General features: G+C 59.2%; 18 protein-coding genes and 1 riboswitch. Of the genes, 9 read left to right on the top strand and 9 right to left on the bottom strand.

The window, feature by feature from the left end:
• The first annotated feature begins 2 nt into the window (after positions 1–2).
• On the top strand, positions 3–1292 hold the full coding sequence (locus tag AC2VNM_RS08505) for an aminotransferase class I/II-fold pyridoxal phosphate-dependent enzyme (protein WP_486913157.1): 1290 nt from the start codon (positions 3–5) through the stop codon (positions 1290–1292).
• A gap of 76 nt (positions 1293–1368) precedes the next feature.
• Positions 1369–2775, top strand: a complete 1407-nt coding sequence (locus AC2VNM_RS08500; RefSeq protein ID WP_486913156.1) for a dihydrolipoyl dehydrogenase family protein — start codon at positions 1369–1371, stop codon at positions 2773–2775.
• Here the strand turns inward: AC2VNM_RS08500 and AC2VNM_RS08495 are convergent, their stop codons facing one another.
• Together AC2VNM_RS08495 and AC2VNM_RS08490 are read right to left on the bottom strand one after the other, a co-directional pair.
• Positions 2776–3450, bottom strand: coding sequence for an alpha/beta hydrolase (locus tag AC2VNM_RS08495; protein ID WP_483166749.1), 675 nt, complete (start codon positions 3448–3450; stop codon positions 2776–2778). It abuts the gene before it with no gap.
• Positions 3440–4765: a sigma-54 interaction domain-containing protein gene (locus AC2VNM_RS08490; protein WP_486913155.1), complete on the bottom strand. Its 1326-nt coding sequence runs from the start codon at positions 4763–4765 to the stop codon at positions 3440–3442. Before AC2VNM_RS08490 ends, AC2VNM_RS08495 begins: the two co-directional genes overlap by 11 nt.
• 216 nt (positions 4766–4981) lie before the next feature.
• Between AC2VNM_RS08490 and AC2VNM_RS08485 the strand changes: the two genes are divergently transcribed.
• The 5 genes from AC2VNM_RS08485 to AC2VNM_RS08465 all read left to right on the top strand — a co-directional run bounded on the left by AC2VNM_RS08485 (position 4982) and on the right by AC2VNM_RS08465 (position 9374).
• Positions 4982–5695 (top strand): MBL fold metallo-hydrolase, encoded by a 714-nt coding sequence (locus tag AC2VNM_RS08485; RefSeq protein WP_486913154.1) that lies wholly within the window; start codon positions 4982–4984, stop codon positions 5693–5695.
• A gap of 10 nt (positions 5696–5705) precedes the next feature.
• Entirely contained in the window at positions 5706–7340 is a 1635-nt protein-coding gene (locus AC2VNM_RS08480; RefSeq protein ID WP_483166752.1) for a cytochrome ubiquinol oxidase subunit I, read from the top strand.
• Positions 7341–7387: 47 nt separating this feature from the next.
• Positions 7388–8521 carry a cytochrome d ubiquinol oxidase subunit II gene (gene cydB, locus AC2VNM_RS08475; protein ID WP_483166753.1) on the top strand — a complete coding sequence of 378 codons (1134 nt, stop codon included), beginning with the start codon at positions 7388–7390 and terminating at the stop codon, positions 8519–8521.
• Between the two features lie 12 nt (positions 8522–8533).
• The gene (locus AC2VNM_RS08470) at positions 8534–8737 is read left to right on the top strand and encodes a hypothetical protein (RefSeq protein WP_215870947.1); all 204 of its coding nucleotides are present in this window, start codon (positions 8534–8536) and stop codon (positions 8735–8737) included.
• Between the two features lie 175 nt (positions 8738–8912).
• A complete protein-coding gene (locus AC2VNM_RS08465; protein WP_483166754.1) occupies positions 8913–9374 on the top strand; it encodes a hypothetical protein in 462 nt (153 codons plus the stop codon).
• Positions 9375–9382: 8 nt separating this feature from the next.
• Here the strand turns inward: AC2VNM_RS08465 and thiC are convergent, their stop codons facing one another.
• A complete protein-coding gene (thiC, locus tag AC2VNM_RS08460) occupies positions 9383–11239 on the bottom strand; it encodes a phosphomethylpyrimidine synthase ThiC (RefSeq protein ID WP_483166755.1) in 1857 nt (618 codons plus the stop codon).
• Between the two features lie 28 nt (positions 11240–11267).
• Positions 11268–11360, bottom strand: a riboswitch (TPP riboswitch).
• Between the two features lie 410 nt (positions 11361–11770).
• Here thiC and AC2VNM_RS08455 point away from each other — a divergent pair.
• Complete coding sequence (locus tag AC2VNM_RS08455) at positions 11771–12937, top strand: glycerate kinase (protein ID WP_486913153.1); 1167 nt, start codon at positions 11771–11773, stop codon at positions 12935–12937.
• On the opposite strand, the gene glcF is transcribed toward AC2VNM_RS08455, so the two are convergent.
• From glcF to AC2VNM_RS08430, 5 genes are read right to left on the bottom strand one after another with little or no spacing between them, the layout of a single operon-like run.
• The gene (gene glcF, locus AC2VNM_RS08450) at positions 12887–14152 is read right to left on the bottom strand and encodes a glycolate oxidase subunit GlcF (protein WP_486913152.1); all 1266 of its coding nucleotides are present in this window, start codon (positions 14150–14152) and stop codon (positions 12887–12889) included. The genes AC2VNM_RS08455 and glcF overlap by 51 nt on opposite strands.
• Positions 14153–14160: 8 nt before the next feature.
• Positions 14161–15222, bottom strand: coding sequence for a glycolate oxidase subunit GlcE (gene glcE, locus AC2VNM_RS08445; RefSeq protein ID WP_483166758.1), 1062 nt, complete (start codon positions 15220–15222; stop codon positions 14161–14163).
• A gap of 1 nt (position 15223) precedes the next feature.
• On the bottom strand, positions 15224–16699 hold the full coding sequence (locus AC2VNM_RS08440) for an FAD-linked oxidase C-terminal domain-containing protein (RefSeq protein ID WP_486913151.1): 1476 nt from the start codon (positions 16697–16699) through the stop codon (positions 15224–15226).
• A gap of 2 nt (positions 16700–16701) precedes the next feature.
• The gene (locus AC2VNM_RS08435; protein ID WP_486913150.1) at positions 16702–18027 is read right to left on the bottom strand and encodes a four-carbon acid sugar kinase family protein; all 1326 of its coding nucleotides are present in this window, start codon (positions 18025–18027) and stop codon (positions 16702–16704) included.
• A 15-nt stretch (positions 18028–18042) separates the two neighbouring features.
• Positions 18043–20256, bottom strand: coding sequence for a phosphoketolase family protein (locus tag AC2VNM_RS08430; protein WP_486913149.1), 2214 nt, complete (start codon positions 20254–20256; stop codon positions 18043–18045).
• 83 nt (positions 20257–20339) lie between these two features.
• Between AC2VNM_RS08430 and AC2VNM_RS08425 the strand changes: the two genes are divergently transcribed.
• Positions 20340–21140, top strand: coding sequence for an IclR family transcriptional regulator (locus AC2VNM_RS08425; protein WP_483166762.1), 801 nt, complete (start codon positions 20340–20342; stop codon positions 21138–21140).
• On the opposite strand, the gene AC2VNM_RS08420 is transcribed toward AC2VNM_RS08425, so the two are convergent.
• Positions 21134–22432 (bottom strand): MFS transporter, encoded by a 1299-nt coding sequence (locus AC2VNM_RS08420; protein WP_483166763.1) that lies wholly within the window; start codon positions 22430–22432, stop codon positions 21134–21136. The two genes, AC2VNM_RS08425 and AC2VNM_RS08420, sit on opposite strands and share 7 nt — an antisense overlap.
• Between the last annotated feature and the right edge of the window lie 182 nt (positions 22433–22614).

Here is a 22614-nt window from a genome sequence, read left to right as displayed (position 1 = left end):
CTGTGCGTCGCTTGAGTGCCGAAGAAAAGGCTGAACTGCTGCGGGAATCCTCTATTCCCCAACGGATCACCGCAGAGCCGCCCCGCCCGGATCAGAGCGACAGGCGTACGGACCTGCGCAGCACTCCGGGTTATCAGCAGGTTTCCCTGATGCGCCAGGGCGCTGCGCAGTTCGGCGTCGCCAGCCCGTTCTTTCGTCTGCGCGCGGGAAGTTCCGCCGCGCATAGCCACATTGCAGGGCGGGAACTGATCAATTTTTCCAGTTACAACTACCTGGGACTGGCGGGCCACCCGGAAGTCAGCGCGGCGGCCAAAGCGGCCATCGACGAGTATGGAACTTCGGTATCTGCCAGTCGCATCGTCTCCGGCGAACGGCCCTTTCATCAGGCACTGGAGCGCGCGCTGGCAGATTTTTATGAGGTGGACGATGCCCTGGCTCTGGTCAGCGGCCATGCTACCAACGTCAGCGTGATCGGGCAGCTCTTGGGGCCCAGGGATCTGATCCTGCACGACGAGTATGCCCACAACAGTATCGTTCTGGGGGCAAAGCTCTCGGGAGCCCAGCGTCTTCCCTTTCCCCACAACGACTGGCAATCCCTGACGGAGCTGCTCCGCACCCACCGGCGGCAGGCGGAGCGCTGCCTGATCGCGGTAGAGGGGATTTACAGTATGGACGGCGATTACCCCGATCTCCCCCGCCTGCTGGAAATCAAAAAGCGCTTTGTCGCTTGGCTGATGGTGGATGAGGCGCATAGTCTTGGGGTATTGGGGCCCAGTGGTGGCGGCATCGCCAGCCATTTCTCCGTGGATGGCCGAGAAGTCGACATCTGGATGGGCACCTTGAGCAAGACCCTGGCGAGCTGCGGCGGCTTCGTTGCCGGCAGTCAGGAGCTCATCGATCAGTTACGCTACCTGGCGCCAGGATTTTTGTACAGCGTTGGTATGTCACCTGCCGATGGTGCCGCCGCCTTGCAAGCGCTGAAAATCCTGCAGCGGGAGCCCGAGCGGGTGAGCCGGCTGCAAAACAGCGGACAGCGCTTGCTGGAAGGTTTCCGAGAGATCAGCATCGACCCTGGACCCAGCCAGGGCTTCGCCATTGTTCCCTGGATCGTTGGCAGCTCTCTGCGCGCCGTGCAGCTTTCAGAGCAATTGCTGCAGGCGGGCATTGACGTGCAGCCTATCCTCTATCCCGCCGTTCCCGAGCGTCGCGCCCGTCTGCGCTTTTTTGTCAGCAGTGAACACAGCACCCAAGACATCGAGAAAACCCTGACCCAGGTCGCGGCCTTGGTCTAGCCCTCTCGGAACCCCGTGCAAAGGCTGAGTTTGTTGACAAAAAGGGGTACACTGAGCAAAACACTTCGAGGGGCTTATGAAACAATTCGACATCGCCGTCATTGGTAGCGGTCCCGGCGGATATCGTGCCGCCGTGCTGGGCGCCTTACGGGGTAAAAAGGTCGCCATCATCGAAAAAGACACCTGGGGCGGCACCTGCCTCAATCGCGGCTGTGTGCCCAAAAAAGACTGGCACGAAAGCGCCAAGTGGATCGAAAACAGTCGTTATTTTGCTGAGCGCGGAATCGTCGGTGCACGACTGCGTGGCGATATGGCACAAGCCTGGCAACATCAGCGCAAGGTCGTCGAGACTGTGCGCGAGAGCTACACGGATTACCTCAAGCGCTTGGGCGTGCAGCTCTACCAAGGGCTCGGCAGTTATCGTAGTGCGCACGAAATTACAATCCAGACCAACTCTGGCGAAGAAGTAATCCAAACACAGAGCAGCGTGATCGCCACCGGATCCGTACCGCATCTGCCCCAGAGTGCCCAGTTGCAGGCCGGCAAGATTCTGCACAGCGATATGCTCTTTGATGATGGCGTACCCGCGGGAGATCGGGTCATCATTGTCGGCGGCGGCGTGATTGGCACGGAGTTCGCCTATATCTTCACCCAACTGGGCAAGGAAGTACGCTGGCTGGTCAATTCTGCTCCCTTGCACCACCTGCGCTACTCGCCGCAAGCCAAGGATGCGCTCATGGACGCCCTCAAGGAACTCCAGATCGAAGCACGGCACGGCTTTGCGGTGACCGATTCCGGCGTCGATGATGGCAAGGCCTGGGTTGCCAATGGCGCCGGCGAGCGTGAATCGGCAGACTGGATACTCTTTGCCACCGGGCGTTCCGCCCATACTGCGGGGCTCGGCCTGGAAAACACCCAGGTTGCCACCGACGAGCGGGGCTTTGTGCAGACGGACGCGCACCTGGAAACGGCGGAAAGCAGCATTTACGCCATTGGCGACGTGGTCGGCCCGTACATGAACGCCAATCAGGCCCTGGCCGACGCCACCCTGGTGATCGACAATATCCTTAACGGCAACAGCCGCAAGCGCAGCCCGCTTTGGGTGCCAGAACTGGTGTATTCGGCGGTGGAACTGGCACGCATTGGCATGGATGAGGATGCTGCCGAGGACGAAGGCTTCGAGCCAGCAGTGGGTTTTGCCGCCTTCGAAACCTCACCGCGCGCTCTGGGTCAGGACGATACCCGCGGCTTCGCCCGCATCCTCGCCGACATGGACAGCGGAGAGCTGCTTGGCGGCGAAATCGTCGGGCGCGATGCCGGAGAGCTGATTCATCTGCTCTCCCAGGGCAGTGATCGCGAGGAGATCCTGCGGCGCATCGCCAACTCACCCGTCAATCATCCCGCCCGTGCCGAGGAACTGCTCAACGCCACCGAGACCCTGGCCGCACGCTGGGGGCTCGGGGAATTCATCTTCGCAGAGTGATCAGGTCAGCTGGATGGTACTGGCTGCGAGAAACTCCCGCGCCGCTGCGATTTCCTCTGGAACGATGCTGTGCCCCATCGGGTAGTCCCGGCGGGTCACTGCATAGCCTTGGCGCTGCAGGATCTCCTCGCCCCACTGTGCGTACTCCAGCGGTAGCACATCATCGTAGGTGCCGTGGCCCCAGAAAATGGGCGCCGCGTTGCCAGAAGCCAACGGGGTATCCTGACGTAAGGGCAGGTAACCACTGAACACCAGGACGGCGCGCGCAGCAAAACTCGCATGCAAGTGCAAATACAGGGATAAGGCTGCACCTTGGGAGAATCCACCCAAGATCAAGTCCCTACCGCGCATCACCGGTGCCAGTGCAGCGTGCAAGGACTGGGCGATTGCTTGCATCCCGGCGTCGTCTTCCGCCGAATCAGGGCCGAGGCCGAGAAGATCATACCAGGCTGGCATCACATAACCACGATTCAGGGTCACCGCCCGCCGTGGTGCATTCAGGGTCAACAGATAATAGCGCCGCTGCGGATCAAGAAGCTCCGCCACCGCCTGCATGTCCTCCTGACTGGCGCCGAGACCATGCAGCAACAACAAAACCGGGGCATCTGTCTGCGCTCCCGGTCGTTGCCAGGAACCCGGCGCCCAGTCGAGGGCAGGCAAAGAATCATCGGCCATGATCAGATTCTCTTTTCTGGCCGGGACCATCGATCGCCTCCAGCTTGCGATACAGGGTGCGTTCGCTCAGCCCCAACGAGCGGGCCAGACTGCGACGGTCCCCTGCGTGATGGACCCGAGCCCAGCGCAGGTAACGGGCCTCCAGTTCCTGCAACGGGACTACTGCCGAGAAATCTGCTGCCGGGGAGGCGTTCGCGGTGGTAGGCTCCTGCCGTAAAGTCGGGGGCAGATGCTCCGGCAGGATCGCCACATCATCGGTCAACAGTGCCGCGCGGTTCAGAATGTTACGCAGCTCTCGGACGTTACCCGGAAAGTCATATGCCAGCAGCAGCTCCAAGGCTTCTGTGCTCAAGCGCAGGCGCGGGTACCCCAGGTTGTGGAGCAGGGACCCCGCCAGTTGCGGAATATCTTCACGCCGCTCGCGTAAGGGCGGCAGAGTGATGGGGAAGGTGCTGATGCGGTAGTAAAGATCCTGGCGAAAAGTCCCTTCGCGCACCATCCGTTCTAGATCGCGATGGGTGGCCGAGATCAATCGGAATTTGGAACGGATCGGCTCGATGCCGCCAACCCGCCGAAACGTCCCGCTTTCCAGCAAGCGCAAAAGCTTGACCTGCAGAGGCAGAGGGATGTCGCCAACCTCGTCGAGAAACAAGGTCCCGCCATTCGCTGCCTCCGCAAGGCCGATTTTCCGACTATGGGCACCCGTAAAGGCACCTCTCTCATGGCCAAAGAGCTCGCTCTCGAACAGCGTCTCGGAAAGCCCCGAGCAATCCAGCACCACGAAAGGCCCCTGCGCCCTCTGACTTGCCCGATGTGCCATGCCAGCGGCAAGCTCCTTACCCGTTCCGGATTCACCAAGTAAAAGTATTGGCACATCACTCGGGGCGGCCCGGTGCAATGCGCGGGAAAGCTCCTGCATCCGCGCGCCCTGTCCCACCAGCCCATCGGTAGAGGTACTCTGCTCTATCAGCGGGGTAAGGAGCTCGAGGAAATAGGCGGGTTTGCCATCGGCGTTGCGTATCGGGAACAAGTCCACCTGCAGGGCGCGACCATCATGCAAGCGCAGCGCATGCGCCGCCTCGTTACTCTGCTGGCAACGCGCCATCGGACATTCATTACCAGCGTCATCACAGAACACCCCCGCGGTACGCAGGATCTCGTCGCAATGCCGCCCCTGCAGCGGCTTACCATCGCCAAACTGTTTGCGATACGCCTGGTTGGCGGCAAGCACCGTATGGTCTGCCTCGAGCAAAACAGCAGGCAATGCAAAACAGTCGAGCAGCGAGGTCAGTTCCGGACGCAATTGTTTGAGCATCGACAATCCCCCCTAGCGGCAGTGCTCTGCCAATTATAGCAGCTCTGCCAAATGATTCTGCCATTTTTGGCAGTTTTTCTCTGCCGTCACCCTTACCAATCGAGCTTCGTCCGGACCACGCCAAAGTACATCAGCCATCCCTAGGGATCAACCAGAAATTCCGACATTGGCATAGTCTTTGCTGAATATCTCTGCAATAGTTACGAGGCTCATCTCATGATTTTTCGTCAGATCTGCTCCGAGAAAGAGGGTTCTCTCGCCTACATCCTGGGCGATTCGATCACCCGTGAGGCGGTGGTGATCGATGTTGCCGAGCCCCATCTACCGGCGGTCGAGGAATTTTTGCGTAGCCGGGGCTTACAACTGCGCCTCATCCTGGTCACCCACTGGAACGTCAGCCACGAGAAAGCTGCCGAGACCCTGCGCGAACACTGGGGGGGCAGACTTGCCGCCCACGAGAGCATCGTTGCGGCCAGTGTCGACATGCGTATTCGTGATGAGGACGTGCTATATTTTGGTGAGGAGTCCCTGCGGGTATTTCATACCCCCGGTCTCACTCCATGCGCCTTAATGTATGCTTGGAATGATCGCCTCTTCACCGGAGAAACGATCTTGGTACGCGGTCTGCATCCAAAGCTGCGGCGGCAGGCCAAAGCTCGCTTGCTTGCCAGACTGCACACCCTGCTGGAGCATTTTCCTGAAGAAACTCTCCTCTATCCGGGAGCAGAGAATCAGGGCCGCCGCCTGAGCAGCATCGAAGAGTTTCGCCGCCGCAGCCAGCTTGGTACTGGCGGGGATTCTGCAGGTCTCTTGCATCGATACAGTCAGTTGTTACCAAAAAAAAATGTCGCAAAACAAGGGGAAAAAGTGCGGGCAGAAAAAAATCTGCACCGTTATGGGCCGGGACAGGACGTACCGGCGTCTTCGTAGGAGGTAGTTCATGGATATGCTGATTAATCCGACGGTCGTCGAGCTGTCACGCTTGCAGTTTGCGTTGACAGCTCTCTACCACTTTCTTTTCGTACCCCTGACCCTGGGGCTCACCTTCATTCTCGCCACCATGGAAACGGTATACGTGGTGACCGGGAAGCAGATCTATAAGGAGATGACCCAGTTCTGGGGCAAGCTCTTCGCCATCAACTTTGCGCTCGGTGTCGCCACCGGCCTGACCATGGAGTTCGAGTTTGGCACCAACTGGTCCATGTACTCGCATTTCGTGGGCGATATCTTTGGCACCCCCCTGGCGATTGAAGGACTCATGGCCTTTTTCATGGAGTCTACCTTCGTCGGCGTCATGTTCTTCGGCTGGGATCGCATGTCGCCCAAGGCGCATCTGGTGGTCACCTATCTGGTCGCCCTAGGTTCCAACCTCTCCGCCTTGTGGATCCTGATCGCCAACGGCTTCATGCAGGACCCGCGGGGCGGCACCTTCGATCCCAACACCATGCGCATGCAGTTCACCAGCTTCGTGGGGCTGATCTTCAACCCCGATGCCCAGGCGAAGTTTGTGCATACCTCCATCGCCGGTTTTGTCACTGGCTCGATGTTCGTCATGGCAGTATCAGCGTACTACCTGCTGACCAAGAAACGTCGGGATATCGCCCTGCGTTCTTTCCGTCTGGCGGCCATCTTCGGCGTGATCTCCACGGTCGGTGTCATCACCCTTGGTGATGCCCTGGGGTATATCGACGCCCACGCGCAGCCAACCAAGCTGGCGGCCATGGAAGCCATTTGGGAAACCAACCCGCACACGGTCTCGGCATCTTGGAATTTGATCGCATTCCCCAGTCGAACAGAGCAAAAAAACGTGTTTGAGATCGGCATTCCTTACGTGTTGACCCCGTTATTGACCCATTCCGAGGACACCGTCATCCCCGGCATCAAGAACCTGGAACAGGATGCCAAGCCGCACATCGAAAATGGCATCAAGGCGATGATTGCCCTCAAGGCCTACAATGCCGATCACAACGACACGGCAGCGCTGGCAACCTTCAAGCAGTATGAGAAAGACATGGGCTATGGCTTCCTGGCCAAGGAATTTGCCCCGGATCAGGATCTCGCCAAGGTCAACGCCAGCAACCTGCCGAGCGTGCTCGACAAGACGGCCAAGGCGACCATTCCCAACGTCTGGGTCGAGTTCTGGGCGTTCCGTCTGATGGTGGCAGCCGGCTTCTTCATGCTGGTGCTCTTTGCCTTCGCGGCCTACTACAGCCTCAAGAACGAGATCGAGAAACACCCGTTGTTCCTCAAGATCGCCTTGTGGAGTGTGCCGTTGCCCTGGATCGCCTGTGAATTCGGCTGGATTACGGCGGAGAATGGCCGTCAACCCTGGACCGTCTATGGTTGGCTGCCGACCTTCGTATCGGCCTCCAGTCACAGCGTCAGCTACATGATCTTCTCTCTCATCGGCTTTGTACTGCTCTATAGTACCTTCATTGCGGCAGAGCTCTACCTGATGTTCAAGTATGCGCGTCTGGGGCCGCAGGAAAGCCATCATCATGGAGAGGAACCGGCGGCAGGTGGTGGTATGGCAGGCAAGCCGGCCTTTGCCAAGTCGAGCATGAACCGGTCCTGAGCAGCAGCATTGGCGAGGCCCGCGCCTCGCCGCACAAGGAGCAGATAATGGATGCATATGTTTTTCTGAAAGTCTTGTGGTGGTTACTCTTGGGCGTTCTGCTCATGGGCTTGGCCATCATGGTGGGTATGGATATGGGTGTCGGCGCGCTGATGCGCTTTGTCGGCAAAACCGATGGCGAGCGGCGTGAGGCCCTGAACATCGTCGGGCCGCACTGGGACGGCAATCAGGTCTGGTTCATTCTGGGTGGTGGCGCCATTTTTGCGGCCTTCCCCAGCCTCTATGCCACTTCCTTTTCGGTCTTTTACATCGTCATGATTCTGCTGCTGTTTAGCATGATCATGCGCCCGGTGGCCTTTGAGTATCGCTCCAAGGTTCCCACCGAGAAATGGCGCAACACCTGGGACTGGGTTTTCCTGATTTCTGGTGCCCTACCCATGATCATCTACGGCGCGGCCATCGGGAATATCCTCGAGGGCGTCGGATTCCACTTTGGCTGGGATGGCCAGTACTACCAGACTGAGTCCTTCATCTGGTACCTGCTGAATCCCTTCGCAATTCTCTGTGGTGTACTGGCGCTGACTATGGCCATCTATCAGGGCTCTGCCATGCTGATGATTCGTGGTGTCGACCCAATCTACAGCCGTGCCAAGAAGATCGGCTCGGTGGCGGGCGTGTTGAGTGCCATCCTTTTCGTCGTCGGCGGCATCTGGATCTCTGCCAAGACCGGCTATGTGCTGCATGATGCGGACCCGAGCATGCCTGCCAATATCTCAGCGGCGCAGAACGTGACCCGTGAGGCAGGGGCTTGGCTCAACAACTACCATAGTGCGCCGATCCTGTGGATCGTCCCCTTGATCGGCATCCTGGCCATGCTGGCTGGCTCCTTTGCCATGCGGGCACAGAAGGCTGGCTTGGCTTGGTGGTTAGGCGCCATTTCCTGGATCAGCATCCTGGGTACGGTGGGCATCTCGATGTTCCCCTTCCTCATGCCCTCCAGCGACAACCCGGCGCAGAGCATCACCGTCTGGAATGGTACGGGTAGCCAGTACAACCTGATCTGGATGACGATCTTCACCGCAATCTTCGTCCCCACGATCCTGGCGTACACCACCTGGTGCTTCAATGTCATGCGCGGCAAGGTCAAGGCACCTGCCGCCAGTGACGACCACGCGTACTGATAGGAGGCCAATATGAAAGGCTTGCTGACATTTATTACCGGTTTCGTAATTCTCGCCTTCGCTCTATTTTTGGCGGTGATTACCGGCGACTATGGCCCCTGGTACTTTGCCTGGCTGGTAGGTACCACGATGATCGTTCTGATTTCCGCTTCTGGCGCGGCGATGTTCGACCGCCAGGATGAAGAGCTGAATCAGAAAGGCATCTCTTCACGCTAGGAGGCGACCATGCATTACACGGATCTGGAAGACATCATCTTCTTTTTGCCATTGGTCTACCTGAGCATTGCCGGGATCATGTATCTCTATACCCGCAAGCGCTTCAAGTAGTCACGAGTTCCATCGGTAGCGTATCCTTGGGGCCTTCGGGCCCCTTTTTTTATTGGAGGAAATCATGCCTCAATTTGCCATCTGGCAGTTTTTTCACTTGGTTGCGCTGTTCTACTGGATCGGCGGGCTGGTGTTCCTCGGTTTTTACCTACTGCCGCGCTGGCTGCGCCTGGAGCATACGCCCCAGTCCTGGCACTCGCTTGCGCAAGCCATCCAGGCCTTCTCTTTCGGGGGAATCTTCGCTGCTCTGCTCCTGCTGCTGAGCGGTTACGCCATGGTGAGCAGTATCGGCGGCTTTGGCAGCCTCGGGGTGGCGGTGTGGATCATGGTCGTGCTGGGGACGATTGCCGCCCTCGGCGCCTTTCACCTCGCCTTTGCACCAATGAAGCGTCTACGCCGCGCCCTGACTGGACAGGATTGGGCAGCGGCGGCGAAGGCGCTGCGCGGTTATGGGCTCTTCGCCCGTTTCCTTGCCGCCCTTGCCCTTATCCTGACCTTTGTCGGGGTGCTCGGCGTTTATCTCTGAGCCAAGGCTCAGGATTTGAGATAGATGTTCTTACCGAGGCGCTGAAAGTCCGCCGATTTCTCGCGCATTCCCTGCTCCGCGTACTCCTGCAAATCCTGCGTGATCTTCATCGAGCAGAAATGGGGACCGCACATGGAGCAGAAGTGCGCGAGTTTGGCGCCTTCCTGGGGCAGGGTCTCATCGTGATAGGCCTGCGCCTTTTCCGGGTCGAGACCCAGATGGAACTGATCCCCCCAGCGGAATTCGAAACGCGCCTTGGACAAGGCATTGTCGCGCACCTGCGCACCGGGATAGCCCTTGGCCAGATCTGCGGCATGGGCGGCGAGCTTGTAGGCCATCACCCCTTCGCGCACATCTTCCTTGTCCGGCAGGCCCAGGTGCTCCTTGGGCGTGACATAACAAAGCATGGCAGTACCGTACCAACCGATCTGCGCAGCCCCGATAGCGCTGGTGATGTGATCATAGCCCGGCGCAATGTCCGTCGTCAGCGGTCCCAAAGTATAAAAAGGCGCCTCGAAGCAGTGCTGTAGCTCTTCTTCCATGTTGGCGCGAATGCGTTGCATGGGTACGTGCCCCGGTCCCTCGATCATCACCTGTACGTCGTGCTGCCAGGCGATCTGGGTAAGTTCACCGAGGGTATGCAGTTCGGCAAACTGGGCCTCGTCGTTGGCGTCGGCAATCGATCCTGGGCGCAATCCGTCACCCAGCGAGAAGCTGACATCATAGGCCTGCATGATCTCGCAGATCTCGGCAAAGTGAGTGTAGAGGAAATTTTCCTGGTGGTGCGCCAGACACCATTTGGCCATGATCGAACCACCGCGGGAGACGATGCCCGTCAGACGATTGGCCGTCAGCGGCACATAGCGCAGCAAGACCCCCGCATGGATGGTGAAATAGTCCACCCCCTGCTCCGCCTGCTCGATGAGGGTATCGCGGAACAATTCCCAGGTCAGCTCTTCGGCCTTGCCATCGACCTTTTCCAGCGCCTGATAAATGGGCACCGTGCCAATGGGCACCGGCGAGTTGCGCAGAATCCATTCCCGCGTTTCGTGGATGTGCTTGCCGGTGGAAAGATCCATGACCGTATCGGCCCCCCAGCGGATGGCCCAGACCATCTTCTCTACCTCTTCGGCAATGGAGCTGCTGACCGCCGAGTTGCCGATGTTGGCATTGATCTTGACGCGAAAATTGCGGCCAATGGCCATGGGTTCGAGTTCGGGATGATTGATGTTGGCGGGGATGATCGCCCGACCTGCGGCAATCTCCTCCCGCACAAATTCCGGCGTGTAGCGTTCTGGTAATTTTGCCCCGAAGTTTTCGCCGGGATGACTGCGGAACAACTCCGGATGGGTCGCGCGCAGCTGCTCCAGGTTCTCATTTTCGCGGATGGCGACATACTCCATCTCAGGGGTGATGATGCCAAGCCGCGCCGCATGCATCTGCGACACATTCCCGCCCGGTGCCGCGCGGCGGATCTCGGCGCGGCGCTGAAAGCGGATGGCAGCGGTCTTGGGATCTTCCTGGCGCTGGCGACCATAGGCAGATGAGGGCTCGATGCTGTGCACCAGCGTATCCGGAAAGACCCAGGACCAGTGCCAGCGCTGCGGCGTCAGACCCGCGCGGATATCGATATTCACCGCCGGATCGGTGTACGGCCCGCTCACGTCATAGACGGGAATAGCGGGGTTCTGCACTAGGGAATCATCCCGCTGCCGGGTTGGAGTTTGGTCGATCTCGCGGTGGGGCACGCGCAGCTCGGGGAAGAGCGTGCCGGAGGTGTAGCACTTCCGCGATCCAAGAATGGGGCCGGTAGTTACTTCGCTATCGCTCGGAAGAGTATTGACGTCCTGCGGACGAGTTGCCATGGCGTTGCTCCTTTTGCAATCCGCGAACGCCAGGAACTGGCCGCTTCCCTACGCCGGTCTGAACCGGATCAGGTTCCAAGGGTACTTCTCAGCCCCAGTCGGGACGCCCCTAGCGTTCTCCAAGCCTTGAGAATAGCGACAAAGGCCAAGGGAAAGCAAGGACTGAGAGACCAAGTCATTCGCAAGGGCTATGTCTCGGTCTTGGCTACCTTTGTCGCCGCCGCACTAAAGCACGACAAGCATGGGACCGCGCCGCAGGAAATTCACGCGCTAGCCGGGCCATAATCAATCCTCAACTCCGACAAACCCTCCCCAAAAGGGCAATATTAGATTGGCTAGGTACTCGCAGATGCGGCTCTCCGCTTTGTAGAGCTATTTCCACCTTTTCTGCACAACCGCCCATTCCGTGTTGGATCATTCGGCCTCGGCTTGCAAAGATTCGTAGCCGCTGCACACTAACCAACCCGTCTTCTATGGGGCAACTGCGCTACACTGACAAGACAATATGTCTGCCTCATCAACGGAAATATTATGCAGGTGCTGATCGTCCCCGACCACTTCAAGGGTTGTCTGACGGCGGGCGAGGCCGCTGCCGCCATGCAAGCGGGTTTTTGTGACATATTCCCCGATTGGCAGTATCAGCGCTTGCCCCTTGCCGATGGCGGCGAGGGTACCCTGGATCTGCTTTTGCAGGTACTACCGGGAACACGGGTCGCGACCGTAGTGCACGATCCACTTGGTCGCGAGATCCAAGCACACATTGGTATCGTCGACGGTGGTCACACCGCCATCCTCGAGATGGCGCAAGCTAGCGGCCTGCTGCTTTTGGATGCCAAGGAGAGAGATCCGTTGCGCACCGCAAGCACAGGCACCGGCGAGATGATTCGTGCCGCGCTCGATCAGGGTTGTCAAAAAATCGTGATGGGCATTGGAGGAAGCGCAAGCAATGATGGCGGCATGGGCCTACTCTCGGCCTTGGGAATTCGCTTTTACGATGTCGAGGGGCAAGTCCTGCCCCCCTGCGGCGCCGCCCTGGCGCAAGTGCGTTCCATCGACGCTAGTCGTCTCGACGAGCGTTTGCAGAACTGCGGTGTTGAGATCATCTGCGACGTCGATAGCCCCCTGCTGGGAGACTCCGGCGCGACGCGGATGTTCGGCCCGCAAAAGGGAGCCGACCAGATTGCGATTGAAGTGCTGGAAAGCGGTATGAAAAATTTCGCGGACTGCATTGAGCACAGTATCGGCCGAGACATCCGTCACATCCCGGGCAGTGGTGCCGCCGGTGGCGTGGGTGCCGCCTGCCTCGCCTTCCTGGGTGCCCGATTGCGTCCTGGCATCGACAGCATTGCCGATCTCATCGATCTCGATGAAAAAATCTGCGCCGCCGACTTGGTTCTCACCGGGGAAGGCCGCATCGACGCCCAGACCATTCGCGGCAAGACGATTGCGGGTATCGCCAAACGCTGCCAGCGCCTAGGGAAGCCGCTGATTGTCCTGGCCGGATCGCGCTCCGGCGAGACCGATGTGTTCCGGGAGCTGGGGGTGGATGTGATTCTCACCAGTCTTCCTCGCCTGGGAGAAGAGACCGAGCTATTCCGGGAGGGAGCCGATCACTTGCGCGAGACAGCGCGGAATACGGCGGCACTGCTACGCTTGGGTGGGCGACTGTCTCTCACCAGCGCCCAAATTTTCGGGTAAGGCGTCGGCCAACAGTTCTAGCCAGTGTCGCACGGGCACAGCTGCCTCTTGCTGTAAGTGCAGCTGACAACCCACATTGGCGGTGGCAATGCAATCGGGCGCTTTTGCCTCCAGACAGGATAACTTGCGCTCGCGCAACTCCTTTGCGAGATCGGGCTGTAGCAGGGAGTAACTGCCAGCCGAACCACAACAGAGGTGAGCGTCCGCCACCGGTACCAGATCATAGCCAACGCGCTGCAACAGGGTTTCAATTTTTCCAGATATTCTCTGGGCATGCTGCAACGAGCAGGGAGAATGGAAGGCTACCTTCCTCTGGTGGGGAGCAAAGCTGGGAAATTCAAATTTTTCTGCGAGCAGCCACTCGCCGGGATCACGAGCCAATTCGGCAATGCGCCGGGCCTTTTCGGCGTAGGCGGGATCATGCTGCAAGGCTTGGCCATATTCCTTGACCATTGCCCCACAGCCGCTGGCACTCACGAGAATGGCCCGCGCGCCCTGCTCTATCCAGGGCCACCAGGCGTCGATATTACGCCGCATGAAGCCGAGCGCCTCCTCTTCCGCACTCAGATGCAAGCTGAGGGCACCACAGCAGCCGGCCGCGGCGGGAACCCGCCAGGGAATTTGCAGGTAATCGAGAATCTTCTGCAACGCAAGATTGGTGGCCGGCGTGCTGACACTTTGCACGCAACCTGCCAGCAACAGCACCCGAGCTTGCTCGGAACCCTGGTGATTCGTCGCAGCGGTCGACGCAGGGCAGTCGGGAATCCTTCGCGCCCAGTCCTCTCGCAGCACCTCCTTGACCCGTTGCGCGATCTGCAAGAATGGGCGCAGGCGCTGTGGATACGGGATGATGCTACGCAACAACGCGCGCTGCAGGCGCTCACTTGCCGGTCGATCGAGATGCGGCTTCAGATTGCGGCGGCCAATCTCCACCAGGCGTGCGTAGCGCACACCGGAGGGACAGGTCGTTTCGCAGGCGCGACAGAGCAAACAGCGATCCAGATGGGTCAGGCTTTCACTGCTGGTCGGCGCCCCTGCCAGAAACTCCTTGATGAGATAGATGCGTCCGCGCGGCCCATCGAGCTCGTCGCCCAGGATCTGATAGGTAGGACAAGTAGCCGTGCAGAAACCGCAATGTACGCAGCTACGCAAAATCGCCTTGGCCTCGATCATATCCTCGTCATTGTGGAAATTCGGGGCGATCTCACATTGCATTTTTCACCTCACAAATCCGCATAGAGGCGGCCAGGATTGAGAATGTGCCGTGGATCCATGGCGTCTTTGACGCGTCCGTGCAAGATACGAAGAGGCTCAGACAGTGGAGGCAGGGGATGCGGGTTCGGTGCGCCCCGATACTGAATGGCATAGCCATTTCGACTGGCCGTCTGCGCGCGGATCTCTTCCGCACTGGCATCGCCGCGCAGCCAACGGATACTGCCACCCCATTCCAACAGTTGCGGCAATTCCATCAGTACAGGCGGGGTACCGGTTGGCAGTGCCAGGCGCCACAGGGCTGATCCCGGAGCAAAAAATGGAAGTTGTTGATCCCGTAGCTGCGCCCAGAACTGTGTTGCTTCGGCGGGCAGGAGTAGATCCCCGCCCACGCACGCGCGTAGACCGGCAAGGGCGGACTCCGCGCCAGAAAAACGCAGATAGAGTTGCCCGTCCATCCAGGCAGAGGCGCTCAAGGGGATCGGCTGGGCCTCCCAACGCTGCATTTCTTTGATTGCCGCGGCCATTTGGCGCTCCTGCACGAAGGTCATGTGCCGCGCCGGGAGGGGCAAGACCTTGAGACTGAGTTCGAGCAATACCCCAAGGCTACCCTGGGCGCCCACCATCAGCCGCGAAAGATCGTAGCCGGCCACGTTCTTCATGACGTGCCCACCAAAGCGCAGATCTTGCCCGCGCCCATCCAGGATTCGTACCCCCAGCAGGTGGTCGCGCGCGGAACCGGCGTACGGTCGCGCCGGGCCGGAAAAGCCGCAGGCGACAACCCCACCAATGGTAGAGTCTTCGCCATGACAGGGCGGCTCAAAGGCCAAGGTCTGTCCCTGCCCGGCAAGGGTTTCCTGCAGTTCGCGCAACCGAGTTCCGGCGCGCACCGTCACATAAAGCTCCGCCGGTTGGTAATCGACAATCCCGCTATGTTCGCGCAGATCGAGTTCGGCGTCGGCGTCTACCGGACGACCATAAAAAGACTTAGTAGTACCTGCACGAATACGCAGTGGGCGCTGGGCGGCATAGGCATCCTGGACCTGCTCCTGCAAGCGCCCAGTGATATCCATCTCAAAAGCGCTCCAGCTCGGGAAATGGCAGGACGCCCCCATGCACATGCATGGCCCCCAACTCGGCACAACGGTGCAGGGTCGGTATGGCTTTCCCGGGGTTCAGGCGTCCTTCGGGATCAAAGGCTCCCTTGATCCGATGCATGGTCTCCAGCTCTGCAGCGGAAAACTGTACACACATGCTATCCAATTTCTCCACCCCTACCCCGTGTTCTCCGGTGATGCTGCCGCCTACCTCCACGCACAGGGCAAGGATCCGCTGACCAAAAGACTCCGCGGCAGCAATCTGCCCCGCTGCATTGGCATCGTAGAGAATCAGAGGATGCAGATTGCCATCGCCAGCGTGGAAGACGTTCGCTACTGCGAGCCCGATTTCCTCCGACCATCGGGCGATCTGCTCCAGGACCTCAGCCAGGCGCCCGCGCGGGATGGTGCCGTCCATACAGTAATAATCCGGCGCCATACGGCCCACAGCAGGGAAAGCCGCCTTACGTCCTTTCCAGAGCAGGGCACGGGTATCCGGGTCTCGGGCTACGCGGATGCTGTCCGCCCCTTGGCGGCGCAGAATCTCCTCGACCAAAGCAACACTTTCCACCAATTCCTCCGCACTCCCATCGAGTTCACAGAGCAAAATAGCAGCAGCATCGCGCGGGTAGCGGGCATGCACAAAATCTTCGGCCGCCTGGATGGCCAAGCGATCCATCATCTCCAGTCCGGCAGGGATGATGCCAGCAGCGATAATGGCACTGACGGCATCCGCGGCAAGGCTGAGCTCGGCAAAGGCGGCCAGCAGAACTACGGTGTTTTCGGGGACAGGCAGCAGCCGTACCGTGACTTCCACCACGATACCCAGTAACCCTTCGGAACCGATGAACAAGGCGAGGAGATCATAGCCGGGTACATCCGGCGTCAGTCCACCGAGATGAAGGACTTCTCCATCGGCAGTGAGTACCTCCAAGGCGAGGACATTATGTACCGTCAGTCCATACTTGAGACAATGCACGCCACCCGAATTTTCCGCCACATTTCCACCAATACTACAGGCAATCTGCGAAGAGGGATCGGGGGCATAATAGAAGCCAAAGGGTCGCACCGCCTCGCTGATGGCCAGATTGCGCACCCCCGGCTGGACGCGAGCAGTCCGATTTTCCAGATCGATATCCAGGATGCGATTCATCCGCGCCAAAGATAAAAGCACCGCGCCTGCCACCGGCCGCGCACCCCCGGAGAGTCCGGTACCGGCTCCGCGCGGAACGACCGGAATCTGATATTGCCGACACAGGCGCAGAAGAGTCTGTACCTCCTCGCGATCCTGCGGCAGAACCACGCATAGGGGCAGTTCCCGCAATACCGAAAGCCCGTCACACTCGTAGGGTTGCAAGGATTCCCGGCCACTGCGCACCCGCTCGGCAGGCAGGGCCGCGGCCAGCGCCCGCAGAAAATCCTGCTCTGCCGGGGTATGCGTAGCCTCTTCCATGGTCAGGACTCTCCGTGCAGGCGGCGACGCGCCAAGGCAAGGGCATCCGCATCGCCGACATTGCCCGGGAAAATCACCACGGGCAGTGCCGGAAACTGCGGATGCTCCGCAGGACATTGCAGCACCGAACAACCCGGCAGGATCTGCCCCAAGACCCGGGCCTGACGCAAGGCCAACCCATGGCTCAGCACGTCATTGGAAGTGATACCGCCCTTGCTGATCAAAAATCCCAGGTCTGCAGGCATGGCCTGTAAGGCACGCATCAGGAATGCGGATACCGCCACCCCAAAGGCAAGGCGCGTGTCTTGATCCGGAAACTGGCGTTCGACGCGGCTGGTGTAGAGCACAATGTCCTTGCCGCCGGCGTGGATGGCTTCTGCCTGTTGCCGGATTTCCGCGAGCTGCGCATCCCCCGCCGCGCCCTGACAGGCATCGACATCCACCTCGATCCCTTGCAGATCCGGTTCCGCCAAGAGGCGTTCTAGCTGTTCCGTCGTCTTGCGCACGTGTGAACCAACCAGGATCAGACCAGGACGGTTAGCGCGCACCCAGCGGTACATTTCCTCTGCCGGAACCGGCTGCGGGGGCAAGTCAGCGAGCGCCGTCAGCAGACTGGCGGCACTGCGAAAGAGAAAGCGTTTTCCTTGCGTTACGGCCTGTTTGACGTCGCGGGCGAAGGCCGCCAGATCCTCTGGCTTTTCGGCATCTACGACCACGCAGACATTGCCCTGCAAAGTCAGCAGGCGCGGCAGACAACCTGCATGCAGTTCTGGCAAGGATATCCGCTGAACGCTGGAGGCGGGAATCCGGCCCTGGGTCTTTTCCGCGACGTAATCGGGGAGGTAACTGTGTTGGTAGGCAAAGACCGAATCGCGGGCAAATTCGGTCTCATGCGCGGGGATCTCCCGCCCGTTCTGACGTACGTAGTGTGTGCCATCGCGGGTAATCCGCCCGCCCTCAAAAAAGGCGGGTACCAGAAAATGGGCATCGAAAGGCCCGAGAACCTCGGCCAGCACATCCGTTTCCAAGGGATAATGACCGCGCAGGGTAGAGTCCGAACGACTGACGAGAAGGGGCGGCGGACCCTCCGCATCGCTTTGCGCCAGCACCGTACGTAGATTCTCCGCAATTTCCCGCGTCACCCGCGCCGCCTCCGCCGCCGTCATCCCCCGACTGTTGCTCAGGATAAAGCAGAGCGGTGATGGGTCCGCCAGCCCCTCGACCAAGGTCTGCACGTCCCAGCGCAGGAGCAGGGGACAGGAGTGCACCGTCTGCGAGCCGGTCGGGTCGTCATCGATGACGATAATTTTGCTGCTCGCCTCACCCATTTTCACCGCCCCAGTTCAGGCCGACAAGGCCTGTACCCTAGCCACGATGGCCGCGCTGGTCAGCCCATTGAATGCCATGAGCTCGCCCGCACTTGCCGTGGTTTCACCATGACGCCACGCCAGGATATCACGATGCTGGGCACGGCTACGCAGAAAGACCGGCTCCAGCGGCGCCGATCCGCCGCCGCTGATACCTAACAGGATCTCACCAGCAAACAACGCATAAAATTCGGCATCCGGCAGGAAATCTCGATCCGGTTCCGCCACGGTGTCGACCGCCACATCACTCTCCCGGTAGAGCTGGCGCGGATTGAGCACACTGACGATGCGCACCCCGTAGCCCTGCGCCGCCAGCTCGTCGCCTGCGGCAAAAACCGGCTGCAGAACCATATCTCCGGTGACCGCCAGGGTTACCGTTGCCCGCGTGCCCGTGCTTTCGTGCAACAGTACCGCACCCCGCCGGATCGCCATCCGCGCAGTCGCCATATCCAGGTGAACGGGCAACGGGCTCTTGGAGGCAATGATCACCATCACCTTGTTCTGGCTCTCTACCGCATATTCGTAGGCGGCCTGCGCCGCATTGGCATCGCAGGGGTAGAGCAGAAAGACATTGCCATTGCGCATCTGCGCGGCAAAATAGTTCTCGATTTCGGGACGCTGATGGGTCCAGCCGTTCCGCCCTTGCTCCAGGGCACCTGCGGTGAACATGCAAACCACCGAAGGCGTCGGCCGCCGTAATTCCGCCATCGCCTGCCCCACAGTCTGCACGATAGGCCAGCCGTTGATGGCAAAGGATTCGTACGACAACCAGAGGGAGCGACCGCCAAACAAGGCCAAGCCCGCGGCAAGACCGGCGCAGGCATCCTCGTTGAGCGGTTCATAGACCTGGCCGTTGGGCGTCTGGTTGTAGAGCGGGTCTTCCGTGGGATGGCGAATCTTCAGGGCATCGTTGATGTTTTTCATCGCTGAAGCCTCGTTACCGTCGGCATTGGTCACCACAAAACGCCGATCCTGCTGGCCGAGCCAAGCCACCAGTGCGCCGAAGGCCGTAGCTGGCACCACCTGCTCGCCCACAGCGAAATCCTGCATTGGGAAGGAACCCAATGGCGCTAGGTCAAGAATCGTCTCCGTGACCACCGTCTGCGCGGCGGGGCCACCACCGGCGCGGCGGGCATTTTCCCGCACCAGAGCCCAGGCCTTTGGCGCCAGCGCCAGACGCTGCAAAGCGGCGTGGATCTCGGGGGAGTCCATAGTATCCTTGGGATACAGATTGTGGGATTTCGCCCCCGTGACATGCACGCCAGCGCCCTTGAGCTGCTTGAGAATGACGGCGGTGTGGCGCCCCTGCAAGGCCGAGTCTGCCGCCTTGGCCGTTGCCGCGAGCACTGCCTGCATGAAAGCGAGGCGCTGCGCGAGGGAAAATTTGGACGAATCTACATAGGGCCCAGACTGACTGGCGTCGTCAAAATCCTTGGCGTCGATCAGGATGACTTCATCGAAGTCATGCGCCTTCCAGTAGGCAATCATCTCGGCATTGCTCATGCGCGAGACCATGGAGTGGTGCTCCTGACTGAAGCCATTCCAGACCAGGATGGGCAGATAGTTGGTGACCTGCGGATAGGCAAAATGGAAGTGCTTCATGCTGCTCAGCACATAGGGTTCACCAAAGCCGCCGTCACCGATGGTGACGGGAAACAGGGTACCCGGATGCAACAGCGCCCCCGCCATAGCAAAGTGCTGCCCCTGCCCGAGCGGCCCCGCCGGTGCCAGGAGACCTGGGATAGCGCCGGAGAGATGCCCCAGTAGGCCGTGGCGCTCGCGAAAACGTGCCATGAAATCGCTCATGTTCTGGATCTGCATGGCCTCCAGAGAACCATCGAGAAACATCGCGCTGTAGAATCCTGGCGCATGATGCCCTACTTCAGTCACGATATTGGTGTGTCCGAGCATGACCAAAGCCGCATAGATATCCGCGCTGGAGGCAAATCCCCCAGGGTGTCCGGACGACTTGGCGGCACAGACCTGCAGGGTGCAGTAACGCAGGGCGTCAGCGAGCAACAGGGTCTGATAGACGGCACTTTCGTCGGCGGGATCAGGAATCGCCCGCGACCCTTCCCGGATGACTGCTTCGCTTCCCAAACGGTCAAATTCTGGCCAAGCCTCGCCGTAGCAAAGCATGCCAGCGCAAAAATCGGGGGCGTGGGCGGGCAATGAAGGTACTTGTGTCATGGTACTGGCGTCCCGTAGTCAGATCGTGTCCTTTAGGGTAGGAGAGATATGCATTTTCCGCAATAAGGTATATATTCCACATTATGAAAAACACGGATCCCATCAGTCGCAGTTCCGTGCAGGTCATTGATCGTTTGCGCCTGTTGCTGGACGCGCTTGCCGAAGAAGGTGGCAGCACTTCGTTAAAAGTGCTGTCTGCCTGTACTGGCCTTGCCCCATCCTCTGCCTTTCGCATTCTGGCGTCTGCCCAGGAAAATGGTTTAGTCGAGCGGGATCTGCAGGGGAATTATTGCTTCGGCCCACGCCTGCTCGACTGGAGCCGCTTGGTCCACAGTCGCGCCGATCTCCGTGCCCTCGCACGGCCAGCCATGGCGTGGTTGCGGGACCAGATCGGGGAAACTGTAAATCTGACCATCCAACAGAAGGACGAGGTACTATATATCGAGCGTGTCCTCTCTCCCCGAATGATGCGCGTGGAACAGGTCATTGGCTCACATGCCCCCCTGCACTGCACCGCAGTAGGCAAATGGATGCTGGCTGAGCATGGCTACGACTGGGTACGAGGCTACGCAGAACGCACCGGGTTACCTGCGCTCACCTCGCACTCCATCACCCGGCTCGCTAGCCTGTGGGATACCGTACAGCAAGCTCAGAAAGACGGGTATGCGCGCGATGACGAGGAAGCCGAGATCGGCGTTGGCTGTCTCGGCGTCCTCGTTCGTACTACCCTTCCGTGCCTGGTGGGTCTGAGCATTTCTTCGCCCATTCACCGTCGCAGAGAAGAGTGGATACCTCTGCTGCAAGAGGCCGCCCGGCGCATCGAGCAACGCTTACAGGGACTTACCGTCATCCTCGATCTCGACGCACCAGTACCGACTCAATGACTGAGGCCGGCGGCACAACTCGCAGAACCAACCGCTTCCCCCTCGATTTCTATGGGCAGGCGCGTCTGGCTCGCCAGATAGTTCACGCCGAGCCCCACCGCGGCGAGCCCCACCATCACCCAAAACACCCCATCCCAGCCAACGGTGTGAATGATAATCGACGATACCACCGGACCGATAGCACTCACCGAGTTTGAGATGACGCCGATAGCGAAGGCACCTGCACCCATCGTCGCAACCGGAAAGATATTACAGGGCGAGGCCCAGTAATTGGGTGGCGTTGCCATCGTGCACGCCACGACCAACGCCGACAGGAGCAGCAAGGGATAGGAGATCGGTGCAATGTAAAGAATCATCAAGGCACCGACAATGATGAACACATTTGCCAAACTGATCACACCAAGGCGAGCGTTCACGAAATTCCGGTGCGTATTGTCCCGTTTTGCCCAGTAATCACCGAGCAGCGCACCGAGTACAGCAGCTGCAAAACCCATCAATCCCCAAATAAACATTACGTTACCAGTTTCTTCTGGCTTATAACCTAGATGATAGGCATAGATGGGCAAAAATCCGCCAATCGTAAAAAGCGTCCAGTTATTGGGAATTTGCACGATACCCATGATCCAGGTCATGGGATAAGACCACAACTTATGCTTGCGGTGCTCGGCCTTGGATTTCTTGATTCCCTCGGCATGACTGCTGGCATCTCGGGCAAAGACAAAGTACACCGCCGCACCGGCGATCATGATCGCCGCGGTAATGAAATAGACGACCTGCCAGCCCATAGATGCGAGATCTCCGGTAATCACTCCACCAACGGCACCGCCCAGGGTAATGGCACCCAACATCGCTGCGAGCGAGATTCCACGTTGACTGGAGCGAAACCAACCCGCAAGTTGCAGGGAAAACAGGGCGATCATCATGATCATGAGCCCCTGCAAAAATCGAAATACGATCAGCAGCACCAAAGACTGCGTGATTGGCATGAGAATTGGGATGAGAATCTGCGGAACGATCAAGAAGAGCTGCGCAACCAAGACTCCCAGGCGAATCCGAGTATCAAATATCCCACCATGACCGAGAAAAAAAGCGATAAATAAACCCACCGAAAAGGCATCGATGCCGGCAGCAGATAGCGACTGCACAGAAACATGCATCGCCGCCGCCATGGCTGGCGCCGATACGCCGAATGAGGTGAGAGAGATGAAACTGGTGGTCATGATGACCCCAGTGATTGCCGCCATGACCCAACGATAGGGAGATGAATATTCAGGCATTTCTTGTATTGACATAGTTATCCTCCTGACCAACATCAAATTACCTCAAAAGAGGCAGAAAGCCGCAAGTCAGGCACATCATAATTTACATATATAGCAATTTACTGAATAGATTTACCCTCTGCGACTGTATTGGAGAGTAGACCAGCACATTTCTTTCCGCAATAAGATATTGTTTCCGCGATACGGAATTTATA

The organism is Acidithiobacillus sp. TH-A67, assembly GCF_057473545.1.
This window is presented reverse-complemented; position numbering and strand designations above follow the sequence as displayed.